This is a genomic window from Spirosoma arcticum, from assembly GCF_054779955.1.
Genome location: NZ_BAAGXG010000011.1, coordinates 25,169 through 50,832 on the forward strand (window position 1 = coordinate 25,169; position 25,664 = coordinate 50,832).

Here is a 25,664-nt window from a genome sequence, read left to right on the forward strand (position 1 = left end):
CTTACCTCGGAAAACTAATTTTACCCATCGACACCGTTGGTACGCCCTGCCGGTTTCCAAACGAAGTGGTTCCACCCATCAGGCATTCATTCGCCAACACAGTAAATAGAACCGCTTCTTTGGCGTCGCCGTCAATGCCAAGTGCATCGGTGCGGCCAAACGTACAGTTGGGTAACTGTTTCTGAATAGCGCCTGTCAGTACGGGGTTGTGCATTCCTCCGCCACTCATGTAGATGCTATATGGCTGATCTGACCGCATTACACGACCAATGGCCCCGGCAATGGTGTCGGCGCTGAACTGAACGAGCGTAGCCATGAGGTCGGCGGCTCCAACATCCGTCGTTTCACTTACCACCTGTGCCCCCTCCACGTAAGCTGCGTTGAACACTTCCGGGCCGGTGGTTTTGGGGAAAGATGCGCTGAAGAAGGAGTTATTCTTGAGCGCGTTGAGTAGATCGACGTTTACCTGACCACCGGCAGCAAGCTGTCCGTTTTCATCGTACGGCCTGTTCAGCAACCGCCGGGCGTAGGCATCGAGCAACGTATTACCCGGTCCGGTATCCGTTGTGAAAACAGCTCCAGCATCCTGGTCGGCGGGTAGGTACGTGAAATTAGCGATACCGCCCATGTTTAGCAGAATACGGTTCTCACCGGCCTTGGAGAACATAAAATAGTCTCCATAAACCGCTAATGGAGCACCTTCTCCCCCCAATGCAATGTGTTTCTGCCGAAAATCGCTGAGCGTAATAATTCCGGTTGTGGCCGCTACGTGGTCACCGTCGCCGATCTGGAGCGTGGCGTTGGGAAACTTATCCTTTCCGTGCTGACGTTGCGGAGCGTGATAAACGGTCTGACCATGACTGGCCACAATGTCTACATCGGTGGTTTGGATGTCCCACAGTTCTAAGCTATCGCGTACCATTTGGCCATGAAGCCGCCCGATATAAGGATTCAGCAAACAAAGCTGCTCGAATTCGATTTCCTTTTTGGCAAAGATCATCCGAATTTCGGCTTTCAGGCCTTCGTCGTAAGGTACAGTAGTGAAGCGTTCGATCACCACGCTTGTAGCAGGTCCACTACCCGACAGGCGGCAGAGTGCCACATCGAGACCGTCGAGTGAGGTGCCCGACATCAGGCCAATAATCCGGCGTTCGGATTTGCAGGCAATATTATAAAGCTGTTGAATTTGCTGATTCATGGCAAAAAAGTATGGAATTCTGGGGCGACGAGCAATTTTCTTTTTTTGAGAGCATTCTCTTTCTGGCACTGGGTCAAACCGTTGAGGTCATCGAAACGCAGTTTCTCGCCGGGGGCGACATCAGCACAGCGGCTCAGGTGTTTTCATCGGAGGGTGTTTTTTTTGTGAAATGGAACCACGCCGGGCACTATTCAACGGAAAACATCGACATGTTCGAGGCCGAAGCCCGTGGCCTCGACCTGCTCCGACAAACTGACGCGCTTTATGTGCCGCCTGTTATCGGCTATGGCCAACACCTGGATAAATCATATTTGATTCTCGATTACATTGACCCCGGTCAACCCAATCAACATTACTGGGAAACCCTCGGCCAGTCGCTGGCGGTGCTGCATTCTCATACGCAACCCACGTTTGGACTGAGTTTCCCAAACTACATCGGTTCATTACAGCAAAAAAACACGCCGACGCCGAGTGGAATCGATTTTTTCTTTGAACACCGGCTACTGCCTCAGGCAGGCATGGCTTTTTACAAAGGGCTGCTCTCAAAAACAGCTTACGATGCCCTGTTTCGGCTCCGCGACCGCTTACCCGACCTCATTCCAAATGAACGCCCCGCATTGCTCCACGGCGATTTATGGGCGGGCAATGTACTGGTTACTGAACAAGGACAACCCGCCCTGATTGATCCGGCTGTATATTATGGCTTCCGCGAAGCCGACCTCGCTCACACGCATTTGTTTGGTGGTTTCGACCAGCGATTTTATGACGCTTACGACGAAGCCTTTCCCCTACACGACGGCTTTGCGGAGCGCATAGCTATCTATAACTTATACCCGCTACTGGTCCATGTGAATCTGTTTGGCTCCGGCTACGTTACTGGCGTGGAACGGGTGTTAAAACGGTTCTAAAACAATAGTCGTAGCAGTCGTAAGTCGTAGTAGTCATAAGTGCGGTTCCCCGCCGGGACCGGCCAGCACTACACCTGCGTCAGTCCCGGCGGGGAACCGCACTTATGACTACTACGACTTACGACTGCTACGACTTCTACAACTATTTTCATGGAAATTACGTCTTTCGAGCAGTTCGATCTGAATCGGCAGTTGCTCAATGCCATAGCCGATGCCGGATACACCGAACCGACGCCCATTCAGCAGAAAACTATTCCTTTGAGCCTGAGTAACCACGATGTGCTGGGTATCGCGCAGACGGGCACGGGCAAAACGGCGGCTTATCTGCTTCCCCTGCTGATGAAAGTCAAATATGCGCAGGGACATAACCCGCGTGCCCTGATCCTGGCACCAACGCGCGAGCTGGTTATGCAAATCAATGAAGCAATCAGTCAGTTAGTTAAATATACCGATCTGCGGCACCTCGCGCTCTATGGCGGACTCGGTCCCAAAACTCAGATCGAAACGCTGCGCCAGGGCGTCGATATTCTTGTGGCTACACCCGGTCGGCTGATGGACCTCTACCGGACGGGCGAGGTGGTGATGAAAGAAATACGCACGTTGATTATAGACGAAGCCGACAAGATGATGGACATGGGATTTATGCCCCAGATCCGGTCTATCCTCGAAGTCATCCCCTCAAAACGGCAAAACCTGTTGTTCTCCGCAACCTTCGGCGGGCGGGTTGAGCGGCTGTCGGGGGAATTTCTGGAAGCGCCCATTAAAATTGAGGTAACACCACAGGCGTCAACCGCCGACATGGTGAATCAAATTCTTTATGAAGTACCCAATTTCCGAACCAAGATCAACCTGCTCGACTACTTAGTTAGTAAGGACGAGTTCCAGCGGGTTATCGTGTTCGCCCGCACGAAGGGCACCGCCGACAACATCTATAAATTTCTGGCCCGGAAGGTGATCGAGTCGACGAAGATTCGGGTTATCCATGCCAACAAGGGCCAGAACACCCGGATCAATGCGATGGAGGCTTTCCGTGAAGGCAATATCAAAGTGCTGGTATCGACCGACGTAGCCGCACGGGGCATTGATATCAACGAAGTTAGTCACGTTATCAACTTCGACGTACCACTAATTTATGAGGATTACGTCCACCGCATTGGCCGCACGGGCCGCGCCAACCACACCGGCGAGGCCATTACGTTTATGACCATGGCGGAGGCATACCATATCCAAAAGATTGAGCGAATCATTCGCATGACCATCCCGCGTGAACCAATTCCGAGGGTCGTGGAACAAACGGAGACACCCGTTGACGAGCAGCAGACGATGCTCCGTGAAATTGATGACCAGCGCCGGAAAGATGATCCGACGTTTTTGGGCGCGTTTCACGAAAAGAAAGGGCGAACCGCCGTGGTTGGTAAAGACCGTTTGAAGGCGAGGTCGAAAATGACAACAGCTAAAAAACCAGCCTCCCCGGCTGTAGGCCCCCGTTCGGGTGTGAGTCGGCCTAAGTCAGGCTCGTCGGTGAGATCGAAAAGCGGTGCTCCGAAACGATCAGGAACCCGTGGGGGCCGTCGGTAATTCCCGGTTTATGTACTAACTTGGATTCCTGCTTCGTTTTACCGGAACGTAGACCCAACAGATATTAATTGCTATGAGCGTTCGGATAAATCTGATGCAATTGAGTTTGGTTGTTTTACCGCTTCTGGCGGTAGCGCAGCCTAAGCAATTAATTACGTCAGCGCGTTCGGGCGACTCAGTGCGGCAGTCCAGCAACACCCGCCCGGCTGCGGGTCAGCGTACACCAACTGCTGAAGAGGCCCGCGTTACCGATGCATCTGATGCGCCCGTTGGAGGGTCAGTCAACACACTGCCACTTTTTGGCGAACGACCTAAAACGGCGGCTCAGATTGACGAGGAGATTCATTTTCTCAATGACTGCGACCGCAACTTTCCCAGCCGTTCCGAAGCCAGTGAATTCTTTGCAGCCCGTGGCTGGGATTACGTTGCCGATGGCCAGTTGGATACGGCTACCCATCGATTCAACCTGTCGTGGCTGCTCAACGACCGCAACGCCGACGCCTACTGGGGGCTGGGCGTTGTTAGCTACCAGAAGAACAACCTGCCGGGAGCCATAAATCTGTTGAAGAAGGGATTAGTTGTTGCCGACACAAACGTGGTGCTAATGGCCGATCTGGCAACGCTCCAGATCAAAAACTACCAGGAGAAGCAGGACCCGACCGATTTGTCCGAAGCGGAGAATTTATTGCTTAAAACGGTATCGCTTAGCCCCGGTTCAGCCGCTTCTTACCAAAAGCTCGCCGTAGTTAATTTCCTGAAAGCCGACTATGAGAAATCCTGGTCCTACTTTCATCAGGCTCGTACGCTGGACTTATCTGTTCTGGACTTGAGCTTCCTGAACGAATTACTCGCCAAATCACCCGACCCGAAAGAGGTGTTTAAGTAAAATAGTCGAAAGTCGTAGTAGTCATAATTCGAAAGTGGCTGACGCGAGCGTATTGCTATTGCGTCAGCCACTTTCGACTTATGACTACTACGACTTTCGACTATTTTACTCAGTTATCCGTCTCTTCGTCCTGCACGACCTTCTCCTTCGCCCGCTCGTAGGTGATCTTGCCTTTTTCATCCCACTCGCTGATCGTGTAGGGTTCAAATGCCATATCCCACTGATCGCTGGCGTACTGGGTTAGTTTTCGGCGCATCCGGCGTCCACTCGGACTGATTGGGTAAAACTCGGTCCAGCGCCCGACTTTCACGCCGTTGTCATATTTGCCTTCTTCGGCCAGCAAACCGCTCTCGTGAAAGGCGGAGTAGGTTCCCTTCACCTTACCATACTCAATGGGAATGATCTCTTTAATTTTCCGATGCGTCGAATCGTAATAGGTCAGCTTCGACTCGGCCGGAACGCCCCGATACCAGTTCGTTTTGTCTACGAGCATGAAGTTGGCATCGTACCGCTCCCAACGCCCGTCTTTCATGCCTGCGTAGTAGAATCCTTCCTCAACAAGTTCACCGTTCTGATACCGTTTATACGGACCGTGTAGCAGTAACCCCTTGTCTTCGTCTTTCACGATTGAACTGGTTACCCGACCACTCCGCTGATAATATCGGAATATTTCACGGACATAAGGAAACGGCTTAGCGGCATCGTTGTCCTTCAGGATATGAAACTCCTCCACAATGGTCCGGTCGCCACTGCCTATTTTGGTATAGGCTTTAATCATAGACAATTCCTCATATTCAGTTTTAGACACTTTTGACTTTGTCTTTTTGTCGGCTTTCAGCTTCTTCAACTGCTTCATTTTCAAACCTAAATCGGGCATAATGCCCGACAGGTAGGCATCTTTCTGTTCTTTGAGTGAGGCCACGCTGGGGAGACCAAGCGTGGTGAGTGATGACGCCATTGATGAAAACGGAGAAGCTGGCGCACCCGACGGAGCCAGTACAGGTGCCGAAGCCGTTGTCAGTGCAGCGGGTTCAGTGGTTTGTGCCCATGCGTAAGCGGTGGATAAACCACAAAGTAAGATAAGCCGAAATGCCGTTTTTAAGCTGAGAGTAAACATAATGCGGGCAAACGATTGATGCCTGAAGTTTGTTAGTTTTGCGACGTTCCGTCTACAACTTTAAGTAAGTTTGCAACGCTGTACGAAGCGCTATTATTTTGTCAATCTGCCCGCCGGTCACATTCGCTGGGTCATTATTTAACAACTGTCGTGGAAAAACAGGCCCGTATTTACGTTGCCGGACACCGGGGAATGGTCGGGTCGGCCATTGTTCGCAAACTACAAGCCGAGGGCTACACCCAAATTATCACCCGCACCTCGTCGGAACTGGATTTGCGCGATCAACGTGCGGTAGCCAACTTTTTTGCTGATGAGCAGCCAGAGTTTGTTTTCTTAGCCGCAGCTAAGGTTGGTGGTATCCTGGCGAATAACATCTATCGTGCCGAATTTCTGTACGATAATCTGATGATCGAATCGAACATCATTCACAGCGCTCACAAAACGGGCGTTCGGAAGCTGCTGTTCCTCGGTTCGTCCTGCATTTACCCGAAAATGGCACCGCAGCCGCTCAAAGAAGAGTATCTGCTTAGTGGCTTTCTCGAAGAGACAAACGAACCGTACGCCATCGCTAAAATTACGGGCATCAAACTCTGCGAATCCTATCGGAGTCAGTACGGGAGTAATTTTATCTCCGCCATGCCAACTAACCTATACGGTCCTAATGATAACTACGACTTGCAGGGATCACACGTGCTGCCCGCTTTAATTCGGAAGTTCCATGAGGCAAAAGTGAACGGTCAGCCATCGGTGGAAGTGTGGGGAAGTGGCTCACCGATGCGCGAGTTTCTGCACGCCGACGATTTGGCCGATGCTTGTTTTTTCCTGATGGAACACTACAACGACGACCTCTTCGTGAACGTCGGCACCGGCGAAGATGTCACCATTCGCCAGTTAGCGGAGATGGTTAAGGAAACGGTAGGGTTCGATGGGGATATTCGCTGGAACACGGATAAACCAGACGGCACTCCCCGCAAGCTGATGGACGTGTCGCGGCTCCACGCGATGGGCTGGAAACACACCACCGAACTGAAACAGGGTCTGGAGCAAACGTATCAGGACTTTCTGGCCAACGAAGTGCTGTATGTTGAGTAGAGACGCAATACTTTGCGTCTCTACAGTTTCTTCGCTGGGTTGCCGAACACCGTTGCGCCAGCATCAACGTTTTCGACAACTACCGATCCAGCGCCAACGCGGGCGTTTTTGCCGATTGTAACTCCGGCAACGATGGTTGCGCCGGTACCAATAAAAGCGCCTTCTTCAATTACGGCACTGCTGTTAATCAGGCATCCGGTTCCAACATGGACATAATCACCCAGTTTGGCTTGGCTTTCAATTATCGCTCCCGCCTGAACAATGCAGTGTTGCCCTACTTCAGCGTATGGATTCACCACAACGCGGGCGGCAAGTAGGTTACCGTGCCCCAGCGTTGCCAGTGTGGACACAACGGCGGTATCGTGAATTGCGTTGACGGGCTGCACTTTACGTCGTTCGTTGAGCATCTTTACTAATCTTTTGCGTACTCGCCCGTCGGCAATGGCAACAAACGCTTCGCACTTCTGACCAACTAATTTCAGAAAGCCGTCATCATCGGTTTCGCCTAACACAGACACGTCGCCAAACTCAGTACCGTGTAAGTTCTTGTCGTCGTCCAGAAGCCCATAAACCACTACATTATTTCGTTGGAATAGGTCCAAAGCAGTTAGACCAAGGCTTCCTGCCCCGAAAATCAACACCGGATTCTCCATCTATCGTATCTTGTTAAATCAATGTGAACAATTGTTCCTTAAAGACCCAATTGTTTCTAATTTGGTAACCGTTTATTAAATTCCAATTCATGTATGAAACGTATTTTCGTCCATGAAATCAAGTACACAGTTCAGAACGATTGTATTGTCAGATATTCATCTGGGCACGGCCGGGTCGAAAGCAAAAGAGGCTACTGAGTTTCTACAAAATTATTCCTGTCAGAAGCTCATCCTCAACGGCGACATTATCGACGGCTGGCAGTTGAAGCAATACGGCACCTGGAAAAAAAAGCACACTGCCTTTTTTAAAACGGTTTTAAAGCAAATCGTTCATTACGATACCAAAGTTGTTTATCTGCGCGGCAACCACGACGATTTTTTGGATCAGGTAATGCCCATGAAGGTTGGTAAAAACTTCTCAATCCGTAAAGACTACACCCTAACGTCTGGCACTAAGAAGTTTTACGTAACCCACGGCGACGTGTTCGATTCAATCACGTCGCAACTGAAGTGGCTGGCGTATTTAGGCGATATGGGGTATACATTTTTGCTGTGGGTCAACAAGTTTTATAACCAGTACCGAACCTGGCGGGGACTTCCCTATTACTCACTTTCGCAGCAGATCAAAGGGCGCATTAAGCAGGCAGTTAGTTATATTTCTGACTACGAGCAAAAACTTACCGAACTGGCCCGTGCCCGTAACTGCGATGGTGTAATTTGCGGCCACATTCACCAACCCGCCATTCACGAGCTGGATGGCATCATTTACATGAACTCCGGCGACTGGGTTGAATCGCTGAGTGCGCTGGTCGAAGACCATGACGGTCACTGGAGCTTGCTCTATTACACAGCCGATTCATCGGACGAGGATGCGGAGGAGAAAGCAGCAAAAAAAGCGGTTAAGCAGGCCCGGCAGATTCTCGAAACCGACGGATCCATCCTACGGGCGGATTAATCTCAACGATTATGCGTGTTTTATTTTTAGTACAGGGAGAAGGGCGGGGCCATTTGACACAGGCACTGTCACTGGCGCAGATTCTAAAAACGGCCGGTCATGATGTTATTGGTGCTCTGGTTGGTGTAACAGATGAGCGAGGTGTTCCGGCGTTTTTCAGTGAGAAATTTGCTGCACCGATCACACCCGTATTCAGCCCCGGACTGGTTTATAACGCAGGAACCAACGAGCTGCAACCCGTTAAAACAACGGTAAATGCCATCCGGTATGCCCGGCCGTTCTGGCGCAGTTTGAAACAGGTCAGTGCCAGTATTGACGCACAGCGGCCCGACGTTGTGGTTAATTTTTTTGAGATGCTCGGTGGTCTGACGTATGCGCTCATGAAGCCGACCGTACCGATGGTGTGCATCGCACATCAGTACATGGCTTTCCACCCTAATTTTCAGCGACCACGAAGGCAGTGGCTCTACCGGCTGGCATTCAGGATAAACACCCGGATTACCTGTATGGGTGCGCATGAATTATTGGCCCTCTCGTTCGATAAGCAACCCGATGAACCAACGCAGCGGCTGCGCATTGTGCCCCCGCTGCTGCGTCAGGAAATTACTGAACTGAAGCCCTTTTCCGGCGATTTTTTGCTGGCCTACGTTACGCAGCCGGGCCTGAACGTCGACATACGTAAAGCGCATGAGCAGCGCCCTGATGTGCGGATTGACGGTTTTCACGCGGGCGTCAGCGTTCCCAACGAGGTGATTGATGAAACACTGACCTACCACGCCATTGACGGTAAACGGTTCCTGGAATTTATGGCCCGTTGCAAAGCGATCATCACCACGGCGGGTTTTGAATCGGTATGTGAAGCCGCTTACTTAGGTAAACCTGCGCTGATGATTCCGCAGCCAAACCACTACGAACAAGCTTGCAACGCCATCGATGGGCAGCGGGCGGGCGTTGGTCTGGCATCAGATCGGTTTGATTTGAATCGGTTGCTCGACTACATCCCTCAACATGACGCCCAGGTGAGCGAACGGTTTCGGACGTGGCACGGACAAGGATACTTTCTTTTTCTGGCCGCACTCAACCGGGCCGTTGCGTCCCGACCCAAGTCAACGGGCGGCTTTTTTCGCACCCGCGTCCGACAGTTGCTGCGCTCGTAGTTATCGATTGATCACGCCGTACGGAAACGCCAGCGGGTCAGGGTATCGAAAGCGATAATTAGTCGCCTGAATCAGTTTGTCAGGACTAACAACTTTGTAGGCTACCGGCTCCGCTGGTTCAACAAACTGGGGTAGTTCGTACCCAAAATCAACACAGCTTTTTCGGTAGATAGCTTCCCGCGTTGGGTGTTCGGGCGCAACCGCGTTAAACACGTGCGAACGGACGTACTTGATGAGGTTGAGTAAGATGCCAACGGCGTCATCGCGGTGGAGGTAGTTCACCGGCACGGCCCCACTATCGACCGTGCGCCCGGCAACGTATTTACCGGGAATCCGGTCGTAGCCCATCAGTCCTCCGCACCGCAGAATCGTTACCGCCCGGTCGGGTCTAAGTTTCTGGACGAACGCTTCGGCCCGGAGCAGCGCAGGAGCGGCTGCCTGTTCGGGCGATGTGACATCCTCTTCAATAACTACGCGACGGTATTCGGGGTAGACCGACGTTGAGCTGACGTATATGATGTGCTTCACCGGAGAATGTCGCACGGCTTCAACCAGATGCTGAATCTGTTGAGGGTGAAAATCGTCGCCCATTTTCCCCGCTTTCGGAGGCACGTCGATAAGAAGCGTATCCGCTTGTAACAGGCCGATCAGGTCGCCGATGGGTTCAGGATTCAGGTGGAGCAAATATGCGTCGATGCCAACATTGCGCAACAAAGACAGTTTATCGGCCGACGTCGTGCTTCCTCTAACCGTGTACTCTTCCGCAACCAGCCGTTCGGCCAAGGGCAATCCCAGCCAGCCACAACCAATGATGGAAACAGTATTGTTGGTCATTACAACGTGATTCCAAAACTTAACGCCCGAACATCCGGTCTTTTGCCAGCCTGGAAAACGGGATTCAGGTCATATTTCACGAACAAGTTAGTTTTAACGATACCCAAGTGACCGACCAATCCGTAGCGGAAGTCGTTCAGGTAAAAGTTGCTGTGCTCGCGAGACTTGTCATCGTTCTCGCGTTTGATTTTTGTGTAGCTATCTAACCGGTAGCCAACAAAGCCACCCAGACCAATGTGAAACACTTTCCGGCCGGATGCGCTGTAAAAAGCTAATCGGGGTACAACTGGAAGCTGCAACGCGAATGTAGTAAGTTTGCTTTTCTTCAACGACTCCGACGCGGCCTCAAAATCAACAGCAGCCGGGCCTTTTCGCACCAAGATATCCTCCTCGAACATAAAGTTATTCCACGATGCTTCGGCCGCATAATACAAACTCAATTTGGTCCGCTTTCCGTTGATCAATGTTGGCCGCTGGCTGAAGGCAACAGCGAAGTAGCGCGATCCCAACGGACGCAAATCGGGTGGTGTGTCTCCTGCTGATGGCACATCAGCAGGCTTTATCCACGCGTTTAACCCAATCTGGAAATCAATGCTTCGCTTCCATGAGTTGACCCCTCTCCGGACGGAAGAGCGGGTGTAGTCCCGTCGGTTGCGCGTCGAGTCCGTTTTCGTCGTGTCGCCCGATCCGCCAATAGTAATCCTGACGCCCCCTTTCTTCTTCGTCACCACCAGCACCGTATCTTTCAAGTACTGATCGCCGTCCCGCGAAATAGCGGCCTGACCACCCGGCAGGGAGTCGAGTTGCATGCCCATTTCACGCACGATTTTATTTAAATCGTAATTGGACAGTGCCTGAATACCGGCTTTGTCAGGTGCGTAAATGACCAGCCGGGTACGATTGGCGAACCGAATTACTAACGAATCGGCTGGGTCAGTGAATGCCATTACCGATACAATTGACGTTAGGCCTACAAGTACTGTAGTGGTCAGTCGACGTATAGTGTTCATTGTTTTATTGATTTGTCTTTGTCAAACGTTTGTTTCAGGCCAGTATAAGCCCGGCCCAATAAGCCGCCCTCATCTTCACCAGCATCCTTACGGGCAAAAATCTCACCCTGTTTTACGCGTTTCACTTGCTGCCAAAGGCTGGCCACTTTGGAGTCCTTTTCCGATTTATCAGTAGCCGCTGCTACGTCTTCCAGAGATGGCTGCCGAGTAAGTTGGCGGGCAGCGATCAGCGATTTTGGTTCAGCGATTGTCACGATCAATACCCGTTCGGCAACCGGCGTGGGCTTGTCTGTAGTAGCAGGCATCTGTCTTTCAATCGTCGGCTCAACCGATGGTGAATTTACCTCCGCTTTTGCGAGCTCCCCCATTGACGTTGGTATTACGGCCGGTACGCCCTGAGGTGCCGTTTCATTTACCCGCGTGGCGGCAGTAATAATTCTACGGTTGTTCGTTGAACGGCTAACGATGAGTTTGCTGCGCTCAATTATAGACGGATTTGTCGCTCCAGAATCAGTTAGGCTGGGTACTTCACGGTCCGAATTCGGGTTGGCCGTTGCTACTTCATTTCCTGATTTCTCCGGCTCATAACGCGGTTTCTTCTCTATCGTCGTGACCGATTTGTTCACCGCGACCGTCGTTTCATTTCCCCGTGGCGTTTCAGTCGTCAGATAAAGCCAGCCAAACAGACACGTCAGCAGCAGGCAAGCCGCAACGGCCATGTAACGGTGGGCGGTGGGGTTTTGCCAGAATACCACTCGCCGTTCCGGTTCGCTCTGACCCATTCGGGCCTGCAACCGTGCGAAGCCATTCGGGCTGGGCGGCAACGACATATTTTTTAGCCTGCGGGCAAACAGATCGTCAACCGGCTGTTTTTCGGTGCGTTTTTTCATTTCTATGAGTTTGGTTGGTTTCGCGTACTTGTTGTTGCGATTCCTGTTCCAGTTTCTTTAAATTCAGTTGCAGCATTGTCCGGGCGCGGCTCAACTGCGATTTCGACGTACCCTCTGTTATGCCCAGCATGTCGGCAATCTCAGCATGAGCGTATCCTTCAATGGCGTACAGATTGAACACAGTTCGGTAGCCGTCCGGTAATTGATTGACCATGCGTAGCAGGTCATTTTCGTGGATGGCAGTGTCAGCCCATTCATAATCCGGCTCAACCAGTACATCGTCCATTGGGACCTCCTGACGCCACTGTTTGTTTTTCCGCAAAAACATGAGTGATTCGGTAACCATCACCCGCCGAACCCATCCTTCAAAACTACCGTCTTCCCGAAACTGCCCAATCTTCTCGAACACCCGCATAAAGCCATCAAGCATTACTTCCTCAGCGTCGGCGCGGTTGGCGCAGTAGCGTGTGCAAACGGCCAGCATCTTTCCCGCAAACCGTTCATACACAACTTTGTGAGCGCGGCCCTCGCCCCGCTTCAGCGCAGCAATTAACTGCGTTTCGGTCGTGAAAAACGGTATAAGTCGAAGCATTCGTGTTTAGGTTCGAGGAGAAGATGCAAGGTAAGTAGGAGGAGGTTGCACGACCATCAAAAAAAATGTGCAATGACTCGGTATCCCGATTCACTGCACACCAAAAAAGGGCTTATTACAGCCCTTTCACGTATTTAATACCTGCCACATAATATAACCAGATTACGCGTGACACTCGAAAGTTGACCGGGGCAATGACGACCATCACCGGGGCGACAACGGCTGCATAGACCCAGCCGTCCGGGTCGCCCCCCAAATAAAACAGCATGAACCCTAATACCAGCGCCACGCCACCCGAGATCGCATAGCTAACGTACATGGCCCCGATGAAATAGCCCGGCTCGACTTCGTAGCGCAGTCCACAATGCGGACAGAACTCATACATTTCATCGAAGTGCTTCGGTGAGTAGAAGGGTTTACTGAAAATTTTACCCTTTCTACATCTGGGACATAGCCCGCTTAACGCGCCCTGCAATTTCGAGACGTCTTCCATGTTCCTGTTTGCTGTTGCGGTACCACAAGTAGCCAATCGTAGCCACGATCAGGTATGGAATTACTAACAAGTATAAGATGCCAAAGTTTAACTCCGACGCAATTACGCTTCGTCCATCACTGACGGTGCTCTCGACCGTTCCCCGGCACATTGCGCACTGAGCCATCAGATCCGGTGCAACAGTCAGCAGCACCATGATGAATAACACTATTCTTAGATTCTTCATTGCTTCGTCTGTTTAATGAAGGTAATACGGTCTGATCAGTAAATACACAATCACGCCCGTCACGCTGACGTAGAGCCAAATCGGAAATGTGTATTTTACTGTTTGCTTGTGCCGGGCAATTTGCCCGCTCAGCGCGAAATACACAGCCCGCAATACAAACCAAACCACTACAACAGAAAGCACTATGTGAGACACCAGCAGGAAGTAATAAACGGGACGAATCCAGCCCTGACCACCGAACGATGTCGATTCATGCGTAACGTGATAAAGAATGTAGCACACCAAAAAAGCCGAACCCAGCGCAAAAGCCATTAGCATAGTTCGCTTGTGAGCCAGCACGTTTTTCTGCCGGATGAAGTACAAACCCATCAGCAATAACACGGACGTAACTGAATTAATAACGCCATTAACGTGCGGTAAGTAAGAGGTCCAGCTACCCAGATCGACCTTCTGCCGGATACCCAGCATCACGGCAACAGCGACGGGTATAGCTATCGACAGAACGTTGATAATCCGGCTGACCTTCTGCTCCTGAACCGGTTTTTGTAGGGTTTCCATAATGATAATTATTCTTTGCTGTAGATGTCAAGTAACACTCTGATTTCGAGTACTAAACGATCTACGTCTGTCTTGTCGGTGCCATCATAAAAACCCCTGACGATACCCTTCTTATCTACTAATACCAACTTTTCGCTATGAATAAAAGTTTCGTCAGGATTACCGTCCTTCACACCTGCGTCAACGGCAGGAAGGTAGTACCCCCGCATTGCCAGCTTGTAAATGTCAGCCTTACTACCAGTAAGAAAATACCATTTTCCGGGGATGGCCTCGTACTTCTGAGCGTAGGCTTTCAGCTGAGCGGGGCGATCATGTTCAGGGTCAACCGAGTGCGACAGAAAAACGAGATCAGGAATATTTCGGAAGATATCCTGCACCCGTGTTAGCTGGGACGAGATGCGTGGGCAAACTGTGCCGCAACGAGTGAAGAAGAAGCTGGCAACGTAGACTTTACCTTTGACGATTGACTGATTGACTGCTTTACCATCCTGATCAATCAAATTGAACGGCGGTATCTGGTTATAAATCGTATCGACGATTTCCCGACCATCGGCAAGTTTCACTTTACTCATCAATGGTTCGCCCCGCGTCGAATCAATCTTGGGCAGATACCGAGGGAGAACGTAATGATTTTCGGTAAAAAACCGGAGGAATACATACAGCAAAGCCGGAACCAGCAGCGTAGTGAGCAGGATCCCGGCTTTTTGAGTTTTGGTCATATTACCTAAGTTCGAATATCGAACCGCCTTCGGTCATTAGTGCAATTAACAACCAGACAATGAATAGCACAGGAATAGTGATGGCCCAAATCAGGCTTTTTACTTCGTGCTTCAAGTGCATAAATTCACCAACTATATAGAATGCCTTGACCAAGGTCATCCCAACAAAGATTGACGTCCGCAACGTACCGGCCTTCATCAGGTAAGCCAAGGCAAACTCAAAAGCGGTTATTACCGAGAGAATGATGAACGTGCGCCAGATTATAGCTGTATTAGCTTTCGGTATTTCGGTGCCACCGTGACCGTCGTGATTATGTGTGTTGTCAGCCATATTTATATCAGCCTTGTCAGACTAAGTAGAAAAAGGTGAATACGAATACCCAAACCAGATCGACAAAGTGCCAGTATAGGCCTACTTTTTCAACCATTTCGTAATGCCCCCGGCGTTCGTAGAGACCCGTTGCCGAGCGGTAGAAGATCAGTACGTTTAACACGACCCCGCTCAATACGTGAGTTCCGTGAAAGCCCGTAATAAAAAAGAACAGGTCAGCGAAAGCGGGTGGTCCGTACTGATTTTCGACTAAGTTAGCTCCGAATATTGTTCGCTGAATAGTCTGTCCATTAATGATCTCGTTGATGATGGTACCCTGCTCAGTGCCATGAATAAAGTGACTCCACTCCCATGCCTGACTGCCCAAGAAAGTGAATCCACCCAAGATAGTCCACAGCATGTATTTATCCACCTCTTTCCGGTCCATACGATGACCAGCCTCTACGGCTAATACCATCGTTACGCTACTGAAAATGAGGATAAATGTCATAATCCCCACAAAAATCAGCGGTAGGTCTACACCATGTAAGAATGGCAATGAGTTGTAAACTTTTTCTGGAGTAGGCCAATATAGATTAGAAAATTTAAATACTTCGCCATAAATAGCGGGGTCCCATGACGGGTAGCTGTACCGGATCAGACCGTACGTCACCAGCAACGCCGAGAACGTAAACGTATCTGAAATCAGGAAAAACCACATCATCAGCTTGCCATAACTGACATTCATCGGTTCAACTCCACCCATCCAGGCTTTTTTGTCGAACGTTTGTGCTGGATTTGTCGCTGCAGGGTTAGTTGTCGCAGTAGCCGCCATGCGTCTAATCAATTATCAATGAAAATAGACTAAAAAGAAAAACAAGTACAACCACAAAATGTCCAAGAAATGCCAGTATGTGGTTGCAATCTCCATTTGGTTCAGGCTTTTGGCATGAACCTTAAGTCGAAAAGCAGCTACCAATGCAAACACCAGCACGATTAGGCCCGAAATCAGATGGAAACCGTGTAATCCAGTGAATATATACATGAATGAACCAGCCGGATTGCCGACAAAAAAAACGTTTTGGTCAACCAACTGCACCCATCCCTGAAACTGCATATAGAGGAAAGCCATTCCAAGTGCAAAAGTAATGGTAATTGCTATCCTGAGACTTCTAAAATTGTCTTTTTTTGCGGCTATATAGGCCCAATGCATAGTTACACTACTGAGCACTAACGCAACGGAACTGTAAGAAAACACTGCCGGAATGGTGTATTCCAGCCAGTTACCCTCGGCTCGTCGTACAAGGTAGGCGCTGGTCATAGCGGCAAAAAGCATGATGATACTAACAATGAACAACCAAAGAATAAACTTCTTAGGGTTCATTGAGAGCGTTTCTTCCGGCTCCTCAAGTATTGCTATATCTTTAACTAACTCATTCATGGTCCGTTCGTTATACTTTATCGATTAAGTAAACGATCTGCACGATTGGTAAGTACAACAGCGATCCAAACATCATTTGTAATGCTGCCTTATCGGTACAGGTCTTCATTAAATGAAACGTTTGTGCTAAGAACAAGATTCCACCAACCATTGCTACTAATGCCGAATTGATCCCAGTCATACCGAGCATGTATGGCAACCAGCCTACCGGTATCAGAAATAGCGTATAGACCATGATGCGAAACGCCGTTTTTGTATTTTTACCATCGCCAGGCATCATTTGAATACCAGCCTTCTTATACTCGTCGAACGCCAGCCAACCGATAGCCCAAAAGTGTGGAAACTGCCAGAAAAACTGAATGGCAAACAAAATTCCAGGTGCCCATCCAAAATGATTCGTTGCCGCTACCCAGCCAATCATCGGCGGGAAAGCACCAGGCAACGCCCCAACCCACACCGCGACCTGACCTTTCGTTTTAAGGGGAGTATAAACAAAACCGTACAGCAACAACGACAGCACGGCTAATGCAGCCGCCCGAACGTTGAACACGCCAACGAAGAGAACACAAGAAATAGCAAAAAGAACGAAGGCGAACAGAGCCGCTTCCCGTACTGTTAACCGGCCTGTTGGCAAAGGACGACCCGCTGTGCGCTTCATCACCTTGTCGGACTCTTTTTCGATAATCTGGTTTATCGTATTTGCTGCTCCGGTAATGCCAATAGAAGCAATTATGAGCACAGCTAATTTCCACCAGACTACCGTATCAACTGCAAGACAGTATCCAAATACGCCGGAAAACACAACCGCTAAAGTTAGCTTCAACTTGACTAACTCAATATATGGTTTTGCCTTCGCGTGAATAGCACTCAAACCAAGTATATTTTCCATGTTAAATCTTCTGTAAACGAGCGGTGTCTGAAACTCGTCTTAATGAAATCAACGCTGGGTGTAGCAACAACCACAGCACGAATTGTAATCCGATAATCACTACAGCTAAAAACAAATGGATAGGCTGAGCGGCTGCGGGTACAGCGAAATAAGCCATAATAACCCCGGTTAGTATCTCCGCTACTACCAGCGCAACCAGTGCGTTTGTCAGTTGCGCAATTACACCCGATCTGGCAACTTTATGTAGTTGATAGATGAATGCTATGTGTAACGCAAGAACGACTATCGAAAAAGACCTGTGCACATAAAAGCGCCAATCCAAATTGTCGATCCAATTATCACGTTGTGTGTATCCAATTCGCTGTACCACTTCGTTAAGAGCGTCGCGTACCTGAGCACCCAGCACAATTTGACCCAGTGACACTACAATAATTGCCAGTAGCAACCAGTTAACTGTCGTATTGCTTTGACTACGAGTTGGTAACTTTTGATTGGCAATTCCAGAACGTATCAGTACGAATAACAGAGAAAACACAACGAGAATAGCCAGCAACAAATGCAGAGTAATCATATACTGTGCTAATTCGGTGGCCACAACCCGAGAGCCAAGCCAGCCATTTGCTCCAATGAGCAACAAAGCAGTAAGACTACCCCAGAAGACAGGTTTGTCTTTACGTAAATAAGGGAGGGATGCCACGAAAGTAGCTAAAACGAGAAAGCCAGTGAATGCCCCGAGTAATCTATTGACGTACTCAATCCAAGTTTTGACTGCATTAAACTCAACTTCTCCCTTCAACTTAGCGCCGTAAACTTCCTGGTAGTTTGTTGGTAACTGGGAGATTTCGGTCGGGGGAATCCAGCGACCAAAGCACTTGGGCCAATCGGGACAACCCATTCCGGAGCCTGTACCTCTGACGATACCCCCTGCCAAAATAAGCAGGTAGACTGTAATTATTGTCAAAAGTACTAAGCTCCGAAATCGTTGCGACTGCTTATCAGTGAGGTTGTTTGAACTGGTCATTCAGGTTTTGTGCCTCAATCTCTTTCTCCAGCCCAATCAATTCATTCTCATGCGGGAGATTGGATTCAGGTGTTTGCGAATAAGGAACGTTTTGGGGAATGAAATCATCCTTAGCTCCTGGTTTGCTGTAATCATACGGCCAACGGTACACAGCAGGGATTTCGCCCGGCCAGTTACCATGACCCGGACTGATCGGCGCCGTCCATTCCAACGTATTCGACTTCCACGGATTTTGTGGGGCCTTCTTGCCTTTGAATAGACTATAAACAAAATTCCACATAAAAACCCACTGAGCCGTGAAAGTAAATACAGCAGCCAAGCTGATAAAGCTATTCATATCGGCAAAGATGTTCTTTGTGAAATCGTAGCTCGTAAATGCATAATACCGACGTGGGAAACCTGCAATACCAACGTAGTGCATTGGGAAGAAAACGAGGTAGATACCGATGAACGTAAGCCAAAAGTGGATATAGCCAAGTTTCTCGTTCATCATCCGACCAAACATTTTTGGGAACCAGTGATATACCCCCGCTAACAAGCCAAAAGCCGACGCTGCCCCCATGACAAGGTGGAAGTGAGCAACCACAAAGTAAGTATCGTGCAGTTGAATATCCAGAGCTGAATTACCCAGAATAAGACCCGTTAGCCCACCGGAGATAAAGAACGATACCAGACCAATAGAGAATAGCATAGCGGGCGTGAACCGAATGTTGCCACGCCACAGCGTCGTGATGTAGTTAAACGCTTTTACAGCTGAAGGCACCGCGATAATGAGTGTTAAAAACATGAATATTGATCCAAGAAACGGATTCATGCCCGTTACAAACATATGGTGCGCCCACACAATGAAGGCCAGAAAAGCAATACCCATCATTGACGCGATCATGGCCCGATAACCAAAAATTGGCTTACGAGCATTAGTCGCTATAATTTCTGATGTCATGCCCAGTGCTGGCAACAACACTATATATACCTCCGGGTGGCCCAAGAACCAAAACAAATGCTGAAACAAAATTGGGCTACCGCCTACGTTCGGCAGGGCTTCGCCATTTACATAGATTTCAGACAGATAAAAACTCGTGCCAAAACTCCGGTCGAAAATCAGCAATAAAGAGGCTGACAACAATACGGGGAACGAGATCAGGCCTAAAACAGCCGTCAGAAAGAAAGCCCATATAGTCAAAGGTAACTTGCTAAACGACATGCCCCGAGTCCGCAAGTTGATGACCGTAGTGATGTAGTTGATACCCCCCAATAACTGGGACACGATGAACAAAGCCATACTAATCAGCCACATCGTCATTCCTCCCTGACCACCCGGACTTGCCTGAGGTAATGCACTCAGTGGAGGATAAACTACCCAACCACCACCAGCAGGACCTGTCTCTATAAACAACGAGGCAAACATAACTACACTGGCCACAAAGAAGAACCAGTAAGACAGCATATTCAAAAATCCCGATGCCATATCACGAGCACCTACCTGTAGTGGAATTAAGAAGTTGGAAAATGTTCCGCTCAAACCAGCTGTCAGCACAAAGAACACCATAATTGTGCCGTGCATCGTCACCAAAGCAATGTAGAAGTTCGGATCTAACTTGTTAGACTCATTTATCCAGTTGCCGAGAATGGGACGCAAAAATCCCATGTTCATATCAGGAAAGCCCAACTGAAGACGGAAAATGACTGACAAGCTGATGCCCACGACAGACCACAGAATGCCCGATATCAAATATTGCTTGGCAATCGTTTTGTGGTCTTCAGAAAAAATATACCTGCGCCAAAAACTCTGCGGTTCGTGATGCTCATGCTCAGCTACGTGAGCCACAGTCGCCGGATTGGCTGTTAAAGTTGCCATAGTATTTGGTTTATTGTGTTTTTATAGTTCTATCGGATTGTTGTGCGCATTGCAGCAAGACCACCTGATTTCTGAACTGAAGCGGTCGAACTGTCAGCCGGTGTTGAATTTTCTTCAGCCGGTAAATACTTAGCAGCTTTAGCTTTCAGGTTGTCAGGAATACGCGATGCCAACTGGGGTGTTGAACTCAGTAATGGCTTTTGCTCCTTACACCAGGCCTGCCAGGATGCTTCATCCTCAACAATCAGCCGCAAGCGCATTGAGAAGTGCCCACGACCACATACCTCAGTGCAGGCAATCTCATAACCAAAATTTTGATTACCCGTTTGGTTGCGCATCTCGTCTGTTGTTTTGTCAGCTACAAACCAGAACCGTGTTGGCATACCAGGAACTGCATCCATTTTCACGCGCATGTGCGGAATAAACACGCTGTGCAATACGTCACGAGCACGGATCTTCAACAAGATTGGCTTGTTAACCGGTATGTGCAACTCAGTTGTTGACACAAAATCATCAAATGACGCTGGATCCGTATAGTCAATACCCGTTTCGTTGTCGTTATCAATCAGCTTGTAGTTGTAAGCTCCAAGCTTGTTGTTATCAACACCTGGATAGCGGGCAAACCAGTTGAATTGTTTACCAATCAGTTCAAACACCTGCGCATCCTTGGGTGCCTCTGACATAATATCACGCCAGGCCCTCCAACCCGTAAATACCAGTACGGCCATTACTACCGCCGGTATAACGGTCCATATTAACTCAAGCTTGTGATTTTCCGGGTAATAAGATGCCCGACGACCCTCCTTATGCTGATAACGCCAAGCGAAGTAGAACAGCAGTATATTAGTGATCACAAACGCAAGTGTGATAATTCCCATCGAGATCCAAAACAACGTATCAGTTCGCCGACCGTGGGGCGATGACGCTTCAGGTAAGAAAAACTGACGGGCGTATAAAAACGACCATACTGCACCAATAAGCCCAAGTACCAGAAAAGCCAGAAACAAAGCGCCATTCACCTTGTTGCTTGTACCAATACGACCCTCGTCAACTGGCCCACTTGCACTTTTTACGATGCCAGCCATTCTTGAAACAACTAATGCAGCAAGTCCCAGAAAAACTACTGCCAACAATGCAATTATGTAAACCATAATTCAAATTGTTTATGAAATTAAATATCGTGATGCAACGTCTCCTCCAGCATCGGATGGTTCTTCGGAATAAGATTTGCCTTTGCTAATTGTGAAGAAAGCGACCACATAAAACCACAAGCAAAAATTAAAATCATTCCAAACTCAATTGGTCCGAAACCCGCATGTTCGCCAACCGTTCCCGGCATAATATTGCCGTAAAAGTCAAAATAGTGACCAACAATAATTCCCCACGCTGCAATCTTCAAAAAGATGTACGTTCGCTTAGCATCCCTTGTCATTAGAACAAGGAATGGAAAGACAAAGTTTAGCAGGATGTTTATAAAAAACGGAGCCATATAGATTCCACCGTATCCACTAAAACGCTCCCGAAAATAGATTGTCTCTTCGGGTAAATTTGCATAATAGATTAACATAAACTGCGAGAACCAGACGTAAGTCCAAAATATGCTGAAGGCAAACATAAACTTGCCTAAATCATGCAAATGACTCTCGTTTACTATTTGCAAGTATCCCCGCTCCTTCAACGTAACCACCGTCAGTGTAATGATGGCAAGACCCGTCACGTGCCAACTCGCCAGGGTGTACCAACCAAACATGGTGCTGAACCAATGGGTGTCAATCGACATAACAAAATCCCAGGCCGAAGTTGACGATGTAACAGCGAAAACCACTAAGAAAGCAGTGCCATACTTAATGCTCTTCTCATAATACTCGGTTCCACCGTATAAATCTTCCTGCAAAGAAAAATTGCGCAGCATACGCCATAATATATACCAGGATCCGATGTAAATTGCTAAGCGGATCAGATAAAAAGGCGTATTCAAAAAACCTGCTTTGCCCGCAATAATTGGATCGTAACTCTTACTTGTTGTATCGAACAACTCCGGGTTAGTCCAATGAAACAAATCATGACCTGCCAGAAAAAAAACGGCAACAATTACGATACCCATTGGCAACACATACGCGGGCATTGCTTCGGGGATACGTTTGAACGCTGACGACCATCCTGCTTGCGCCAAGTAATTATACGATATGAAGAACATGCCGATAACCGACGCACCAATGAAATAAATCGCATTTAACCAAATGTTGGCGTATAATCTATTGGTCCATTTGTACGCATGACCGCCGTCATGTCCTTCACTTGCACCCGTTCCCCGAACAACCTCGTGTGTTCCATGTTCGCCAACTCCAGACGCCAAAAGAAAGGAGCCAATTGCTACCATTGCGACGCCGATAGCCATGCCAATGAGAAGCCGACGTTTGGATTCTGCAGTAAATACAAATTGTTCGTCCAATGACGGTATTGCGTGGGCCGTTGCCATTCGTAGATTGATTACTTAAAACTTAAGATAGTGGAAGAACAACCCCCACTAGCTTAAATCTGAACTTAATATGATTTAAAGTTACCCCTGCTGTAGTTTGTGAACGAATTGCACAATCTTCCACCGCTCTTCAGGAGTCATTTGTGAACCATGAGGCCACATGCGCCCTTTCCCGTGTGTGATTACGTGGAAAATATGGCCGTCATTCATTGTCTTGTAAGCGTCTGCCGAATAGCTGGGAACACCTTTATACTCTTTGCCCACTAACCCATCGCCTTTACCACCTTCGCCGTGGCAGTGAATACAATAGCGACCGTATAATACCTTACCTTCTTCGAGCGTCTTTGCCGTTTCAGGGATGGGGTTAATAAGTATCCGTTCGGCAAGTCCAACGCTGTCCTTCGGGATGTTATAAATCATCAGATCGGTAGTTGCGCTATCACCACTGCCAAACGTAGTGTGGTAGTTCGGGCGGGATACAGTTCCCTGGGCCGGGTCACGCATGTTCAAGCCGTACGGGTTGACCGTATTTGGGCGAATCTGCCGATACGGTTCATAGCCAACAGCATCGTACATCTGTGGTGCATACTCGCGGCCCGTATCGTTGTGGTCATCTTCGCAGGCGGTTCCTACAAAAAGCAAACCGACGATGGCCAACGTAGCAACACCTCTATGTTTAATTGTCATGCTCATAGTAGTAGTCAAAACTGCTTCACGTTAACTTCAGCAGCTCCTGAATTTTTTAAAATCCGCTCGACATCAATCTCCTCTAAGTTGTTTTTGCTCATGTCAATAGCCATTGCAAACTTATTGTCAGTTGTGCGAAGGTCATACATCAACGGTTTAACCGTTGGTCCAAGTCCATTCGACACAATGAATGTACCAACCATCCCCAATGCACAGAACAGAACAGTCAACTCGAATATGACAGGCACATATACTATGATGGAGAAAGAATCCTTACCACCAACAATCATGGGCCAATCGAAGCTTTCCATATACGATGTCAATAACAACGCGGTAGTCGTTCCTGACAAGGCGAACAAAAAGGCAGCGATGCCTAACCGGCTGCGCGGGTGACCCAAAGCAACGTCTAAACCGTGAATGGGAAAAGGCGTATAGACTTCATGGATCCGAACCCCCGCTTCCTTCACATCTCTAACGGCCTTCAGCACAACATCATCATCATCGTAGATGCCGACCAAAAACTTACCGTTACCATTTGTATCTGACATGTCAGTGATTTATTAGTTTCTAAGCTTGCCGAAAGAGGTTATTTAAAACGGTTGAATTAATAATTCGATTCAACTGCATATAATACTACTCTATTGCGCATCTTTATTAAACGTTGGATTAGTGACTCGTTCCCCCTTTGCCACGCCCGATACCGACACAGGTAGTTTTTCCGAAGAAGACTTTATGATTGCTTTCACTTCAGCCATGTTAACAACAGGCAGAAACTTAGCAAACAAAAGGAACAAGGTGAAAAACAGACCAAACGAGAAAATGTAATCACTAATGTCGAACAGCGTTGGGTGGAACATTGCCCAGCTTGATGGCAAATAGTCCCGGTGGAGTGACGTAACAATAATTACAAACCGCTCAAACCACATCCCAATATTCACAATCACCGACAGCACAAATGTCCAGACAATGCTCCGGCGAATTGCTCTCGACCAGAACAACTGGGGCGAGATTACGTTACAAGCCATCATCGTTGCATATGCCCACCAGTAGGGTCCGGTGGCCCGGTTGATGAAAGCGTATGTTTCAAACTCAACACCTGAGTACCAAGCAATGAAAAATTCGGTCAAATACGCTACGCCTACAATAGATCCTGTCAGCGTAATTACTTTGTTCATCGACTCGATGTGCTCAATTGTAATGTAGTCCTCCAGCTTGAAAACTACCCGGATGATTAGCACCAAGTTCTGCACCATAGCAAAACCCGAGAAAATAGCACCAGCTACGAAGTATGGGGGGAAGATTGTAGTATGCCATCCCGGTATAACTGACGTAGCAAAGTCCATACTCACAATCGTGTGAACTGATAATACGAGCGGAGTTGACAGACCAGCTAAAATCAAGCTCATATACTCATACCGTGCCCACGTCTTAGCAGAACCGTTCCAACCCAGCGAGAACGCGCCGTAGATGTAACGCGATACTTTACTCCTAGCCCGGTCACGAATCGTGGCTAAATCAGGTAATAAACCCATGTACCAGAACACCAGCGACACGGTAAAATAGGTGCTGATAGCAAACACGTCCCACACAAGTGGCGATTTGAAGTTCACCCACAGCGACCCAAACGTATTCGGTAAAGGAAGCGCCCAATAAGCCAGCCACGGCCGTCCCATGTGCATAATAATGAAGCTTGCTGCACATAGCACGGCGAATATTGTCATTGCTTCAGCCGCCCGGTTCACTGCTGTCCGCCACTTTTGACGAAACAACAACAGAATAGCCGAAATTAACGTACCCGCGTGGCCGATGCCTACCCACCACACGAAGTTGGTAATATCCCATGCCCAGCCAACGGTTTTATTTAACCCCCATACGCCCAACCCTTCCCACCAGGTCCAGCATACGCAGGCAAATCCGTAAATGAGTACAACCACTGAGATAGTGAAGGCAATTGTCCACTCGCGGGTGGGGCGGCCCTCAACCTGTCTGCTGATATCCTCCGTCACGTCGGCATAGGTCTTACCACCGGTGACAAGGGGAGTTCTTACGGCTGATGTTACATGCGACATATCTCTACTCAATTAATAGTTCTGCAATTGACATTTACGCTTTA

The 25,664-nt window shown here is 48.7% G+C and carries 28 protein-coding genes; 6 read left to right on the plus strand and 22 right to left on the minus strand.

All coding sequences use genetic code 11. The annotated features are described in order from the left end of the window. Window position 1: 1 nt before the first annotated feature. Window positions 2-1,198 (minus strand): anhydro-N-acetylmuramic acid kinase, encoded by a 1,197-nt coding sequence (locus tag ACYVHB_RS22770; protein ID WP_461054105.1) that lies wholly within the window; start codon window positions 1,196-1,198, stop codon window positions 2-4. A gap of 11 nt (window positions 1,199-1,209) precedes the next feature. Between ACYVHB_RS22770 and ACYVHB_RS22775 the strand changes: the two genes are divergently transcribed. The 3 genes from ACYVHB_RS22775 to ACYVHB_RS22785 all read left to right on the plus strand — a co-directional run bounded on the left by ACYVHB_RS22775 (window position 1,210) and on the right by ACYVHB_RS22785 (window position 4,570). After that, complete coding sequence (locus tag ACYVHB_RS22775; protein ID WP_461054106.1) at window positions 1,210-2,106, plus strand: fructosamine kinase family protein; 897 nt, start codon at window positions 1,210-1,212, stop codon at window positions 2,104-2,106. A 150-nt stretch (window positions 2,107-2,256) separates the two neighbouring features. Then, window positions 2,257-3,684 carry a DEAD/DEAH box helicase gene (locus tag ACYVHB_RS22780; protein ID WP_461054107.1) on the plus strand — a complete coding sequence of 476 codons (1,428 nt, stop codon included), beginning with the start codon at window positions 2,257-2,259 and terminating at the stop codon, window positions 3,682-3,684. Between the two features lie 73 nt (window positions 3,685-3,757). Beyond that, window positions 3,758-4,570, plus strand: a complete 813-nt coding sequence (locus ACYVHB_RS22785) for a tetratricopeptide repeat protein (protein WP_461054108.1) — start codon at window positions 3,758-3,760, stop codon at window positions 4,568-4,570. A 109-nt stretch (window positions 4,571-4,679) separates the two neighbouring features. Here the strand turns inward: ACYVHB_RS22785 and ACYVHB_RS22790 are convergent, their stop codons facing one another. Then, a complete protein-coding gene (locus tag ACYVHB_RS22790) occupies window positions 4,680-5,687 on the minus strand; it encodes a toxin-antitoxin system YwqK family antitoxin (protein WP_461054109.1) in 1,008 nt (335 codons plus the stop codon). Window positions 5,688-5,837: 150 nt separating this feature from the next. Here ACYVHB_RS22790 and fcl point away from each other — a divergent pair, with 150 nt between their 5' ends. Further along, on the plus strand, window positions 5,838-6,779 hold the full coding sequence (gene fcl, locus ACYVHB_RS22795) for a GDP-L-fucose synthase (protein ID WP_461054110.1): 942 nt from the start codon (window positions 5,838-5,840) through the stop codon (window positions 6,777-6,779). A gap of 20 nt (window positions 6,780-6,799) precedes the next feature. Here the strand turns inward: fcl and ACYVHB_RS22800 are convergent, their stop codons facing one another. Continuing rightward, window positions 6,800-7,432 carry an acetyltransferase gene (locus ACYVHB_RS22800; protein ID WP_461054111.1) on the minus strand — a complete coding sequence of 211 codons (633 nt, stop codon included), beginning with the start codon at window positions 7,430-7,432 and terminating at the stop codon, window positions 6,800-6,802. Between the two features lie 112 nt (window positions 7,433-7,544). Between ACYVHB_RS22800 and ACYVHB_RS22805 the strand changes: the two genes are divergently transcribed. Continuing rightward, window positions 7,545-8,387 carry a UDP-2,3-diacylglucosamine diphosphatase gene (locus tag ACYVHB_RS22805; protein ID WP_461054112.1) on the plus strand — a complete coding sequence of 281 codons (843 nt, stop codon included), beginning with the start codon at window positions 7,545-7,547 and terminating at the stop codon, window positions 8,385-8,387. 11 nt (window positions 8,388-8,398) lie between these two features. Beyond that, entirely contained in the window at window positions 8,399-9,544 is a 1,146-nt protein-coding gene (locus tag ACYVHB_RS22810) for a glycosyltransferase family protein (RefSeq protein ID WP_461054113.1), read from the plus strand. Here ACYVHB_RS22810 and ACYVHB_RS22815 read toward each other — a convergent pair whose 3' ends face one another. From ACYVHB_RS22815 to nrfD, 19 genes are all read right to left on the minus strand, one after another. Further along, the gene (locus tag ACYVHB_RS22815) at window positions 9,545-10,378 is read right to left on the minus strand and encodes a Rossmann-fold NAD(P)-binding domain-containing protein (protein ID WP_461054114.1); all 834 of its coding nucleotides are present in this window, start codon (window positions 10,376-10,378) and stop codon (window positions 9,545-9,547) included. Beyond that, window positions 10,378-11,325, minus strand: a complete 948-nt coding sequence (locus ACYVHB_RS22820; protein ID WP_461054115.1) for an outer membrane beta-barrel protein — start codon at window positions 11,323-11,325, stop codon at window positions 10,378-10,380. The genes ACYVHB_RS22815 and ACYVHB_RS22820 overlap by 1 nt, the downstream gene beginning before the upstream one ends. 59 nt (window positions 11,326-11,384) lie before the next feature. Then, window positions 11,385-12,278, minus strand: coding sequence for a hypothetical protein (locus tag ACYVHB_RS22825; protein ID WP_461054116.1), 894 nt, complete (start codon window positions 12,276-12,278; stop codon window positions 11,385-11,387). Continuing rightward, window positions 12,247-12,870 (minus strand): RNA polymerase sigma factor, encoded by a 624-nt coding sequence (locus ACYVHB_RS22830; protein WP_461054117.1) that lies wholly within the window; start codon window positions 12,868-12,870, stop codon window positions 12,247-12,249. Before ACYVHB_RS22830 ends, ACYVHB_RS22825 begins: the two co-directional genes overlap by 32 nt. A gap of 115 nt (window positions 12,871-12,985) precedes the next feature. Beyond that, complete coding sequence (locus ACYVHB_RS22835; RefSeq protein ID WP_461054118.1) at window positions 12,986-13,255, minus strand: DUF983 domain-containing protein; 270 nt, start codon at window positions 13,253-13,255, stop codon at window positions 12,986-12,988. 52 nt (window positions 13,256-13,307) lie between these two features. Next, the gene (locus tag ACYVHB_RS22840) at window positions 13,308-13,589 is read right to left on the minus strand and encodes a hypothetical protein (protein ID WP_461054119.1); all 282 of its coding nucleotides are present in this window, start codon (window positions 13,587-13,589) and stop codon (window positions 13,308-13,310) included. A gap of 12 nt (window positions 13,590-13,601) precedes the next feature. Next, a complete protein-coding gene (locus tag ACYVHB_RS22845) occupies window positions 13,602-14,147 on the minus strand; it encodes a DUF420 domain-containing protein (RefSeq protein ID WP_461054120.1) in 546 nt (181 codons plus the stop codon). An 8-nt stretch (window positions 14,148-14,155) separates the two neighbouring features. Next, window positions 14,156-14,866: an SCO family protein gene (locus ACYVHB_RS22850; protein WP_461054121.1), complete on the minus strand. Its 711-nt coding sequence runs from the start codon at window positions 14,864-14,866 to the stop codon at window positions 14,156-14,158. 1 nt (window position 14,867) lies between these two features. Continuing rightward, window positions 14,868-15,197 carry a cytochrome C oxidase subunit IV family protein gene (locus tag ACYVHB_RS22855; protein WP_461054122.1) on the minus strand — a complete coding sequence of 110 codons (330 nt, stop codon included), beginning with the start codon at window positions 15,195-15,197 and terminating at the stop codon, window positions 14,868-14,870. Between the two features lie 16 nt (window positions 15,198-15,213). After that, window positions 15,214-16,011 carry a cytochrome c oxidase subunit 3 gene (locus ACYVHB_RS22860; RefSeq protein ID WP_461054123.1) on the minus strand — a complete coding sequence of 266 codons (798 nt, stop codon included), beginning with the start codon at window positions 16,009-16,011 and terminating at the stop codon, window positions 15,214-15,216. 15 nt (window positions 16,012-16,026) lie between these two features. Next, the gene (locus tag ACYVHB_RS22865; RefSeq protein WP_461054124.1) at window positions 16,027-16,617 is read right to left on the minus strand and encodes a cytochrome c oxidase subunit 3; all 591 of its coding nucleotides are present in this window, start codon (window positions 16,615-16,617) and stop codon (window positions 16,027-16,029) included. 10 nt (window positions 16,618-16,627) lie between these two features. Next, window positions 16,628-17,506 carry a heme o synthase gene (cyoE, locus tag ACYVHB_RS22870; protein WP_461054125.1) on the minus strand — a complete coding sequence of 293 codons (879 nt, stop codon included), beginning with the start codon at window positions 17,504-17,506 and terminating at the stop codon, window positions 16,628-16,630. A 1-nt stretch (window position 17,507) separates the two neighbouring features. Continuing rightward, on the minus strand, window positions 17,508-18,527 hold the full coding sequence (locus tag ACYVHB_RS22875) for a COX15/CtaA family protein (RefSeq protein WP_461054126.1): 1,020 nt from the start codon (window positions 18,525-18,527) through the stop codon (window positions 17,508-17,510). Further along, a complete protein-coding gene (locus ACYVHB_RS22880; RefSeq protein ID WP_461054127.1) occupies window positions 18,502-20,385 on the minus strand; it encodes a cytochrome c oxidase subunit I in 1,884 nt (627 codons plus the stop codon). Before ACYVHB_RS22880 ends, ACYVHB_RS22875 begins: the two co-directional genes overlap by 26 nt. Window positions 20,386-20,414: 29 nt before the next feature. Beyond that, window positions 20,415-21,536 carry a cytochrome c oxidase subunit II gene (locus ACYVHB_RS22885; protein ID WP_461054128.1) on the minus strand — a complete coding sequence of 374 codons (1,122 nt, stop codon included), beginning with the start codon at window positions 21,534-21,536 and terminating at the stop codon, window positions 20,415-20,417. 20 nt (window positions 21,537-21,556) lie between these two features. After that, a complete protein-coding gene (locus tag ACYVHB_RS22890) occupies window positions 21,557-22,864 on the minus strand; it encodes a quinol:cytochrome C oxidoreductase (protein ID WP_461054129.1) in 1,308 nt (435 codons plus the stop codon). Window positions 22,865-22,945: 81 nt separating this feature from the next. After that, window positions 22,946-23,551: a c-type cytochrome gene (locus ACYVHB_RS22895; protein WP_461054130.1), complete on the minus strand. Its 606-nt coding sequence runs from the start codon at window positions 23,549-23,551 to the stop codon at window positions 22,946-22,948. Between the two features lie 14 nt (window positions 23,552-23,565). Then, the gene (locus ACYVHB_RS22900; RefSeq protein ID WP_461054131.1) at window positions 23,566-24,099 is read right to left on the minus strand and encodes a DUF3341 domain-containing protein; all 534 of its coding nucleotides are present in this window, start codon (window positions 24,097-24,099) and stop codon (window positions 23,566-23,568) included. 90 nt (window positions 24,100-24,189) lie between these two features. After that, window positions 24,190-25,620, minus strand: coding sequence for an NrfD/PsrC family molybdoenzyme membrane anchor subunit (gene nrfD, locus ACYVHB_RS22905; RefSeq protein ID WP_461054132.1), 1,431 nt, complete (start codon window positions 25,618-25,620; stop codon window positions 24,190-24,192). Window positions 25,621-25,664 lie beyond the last annotated feature (44 nt).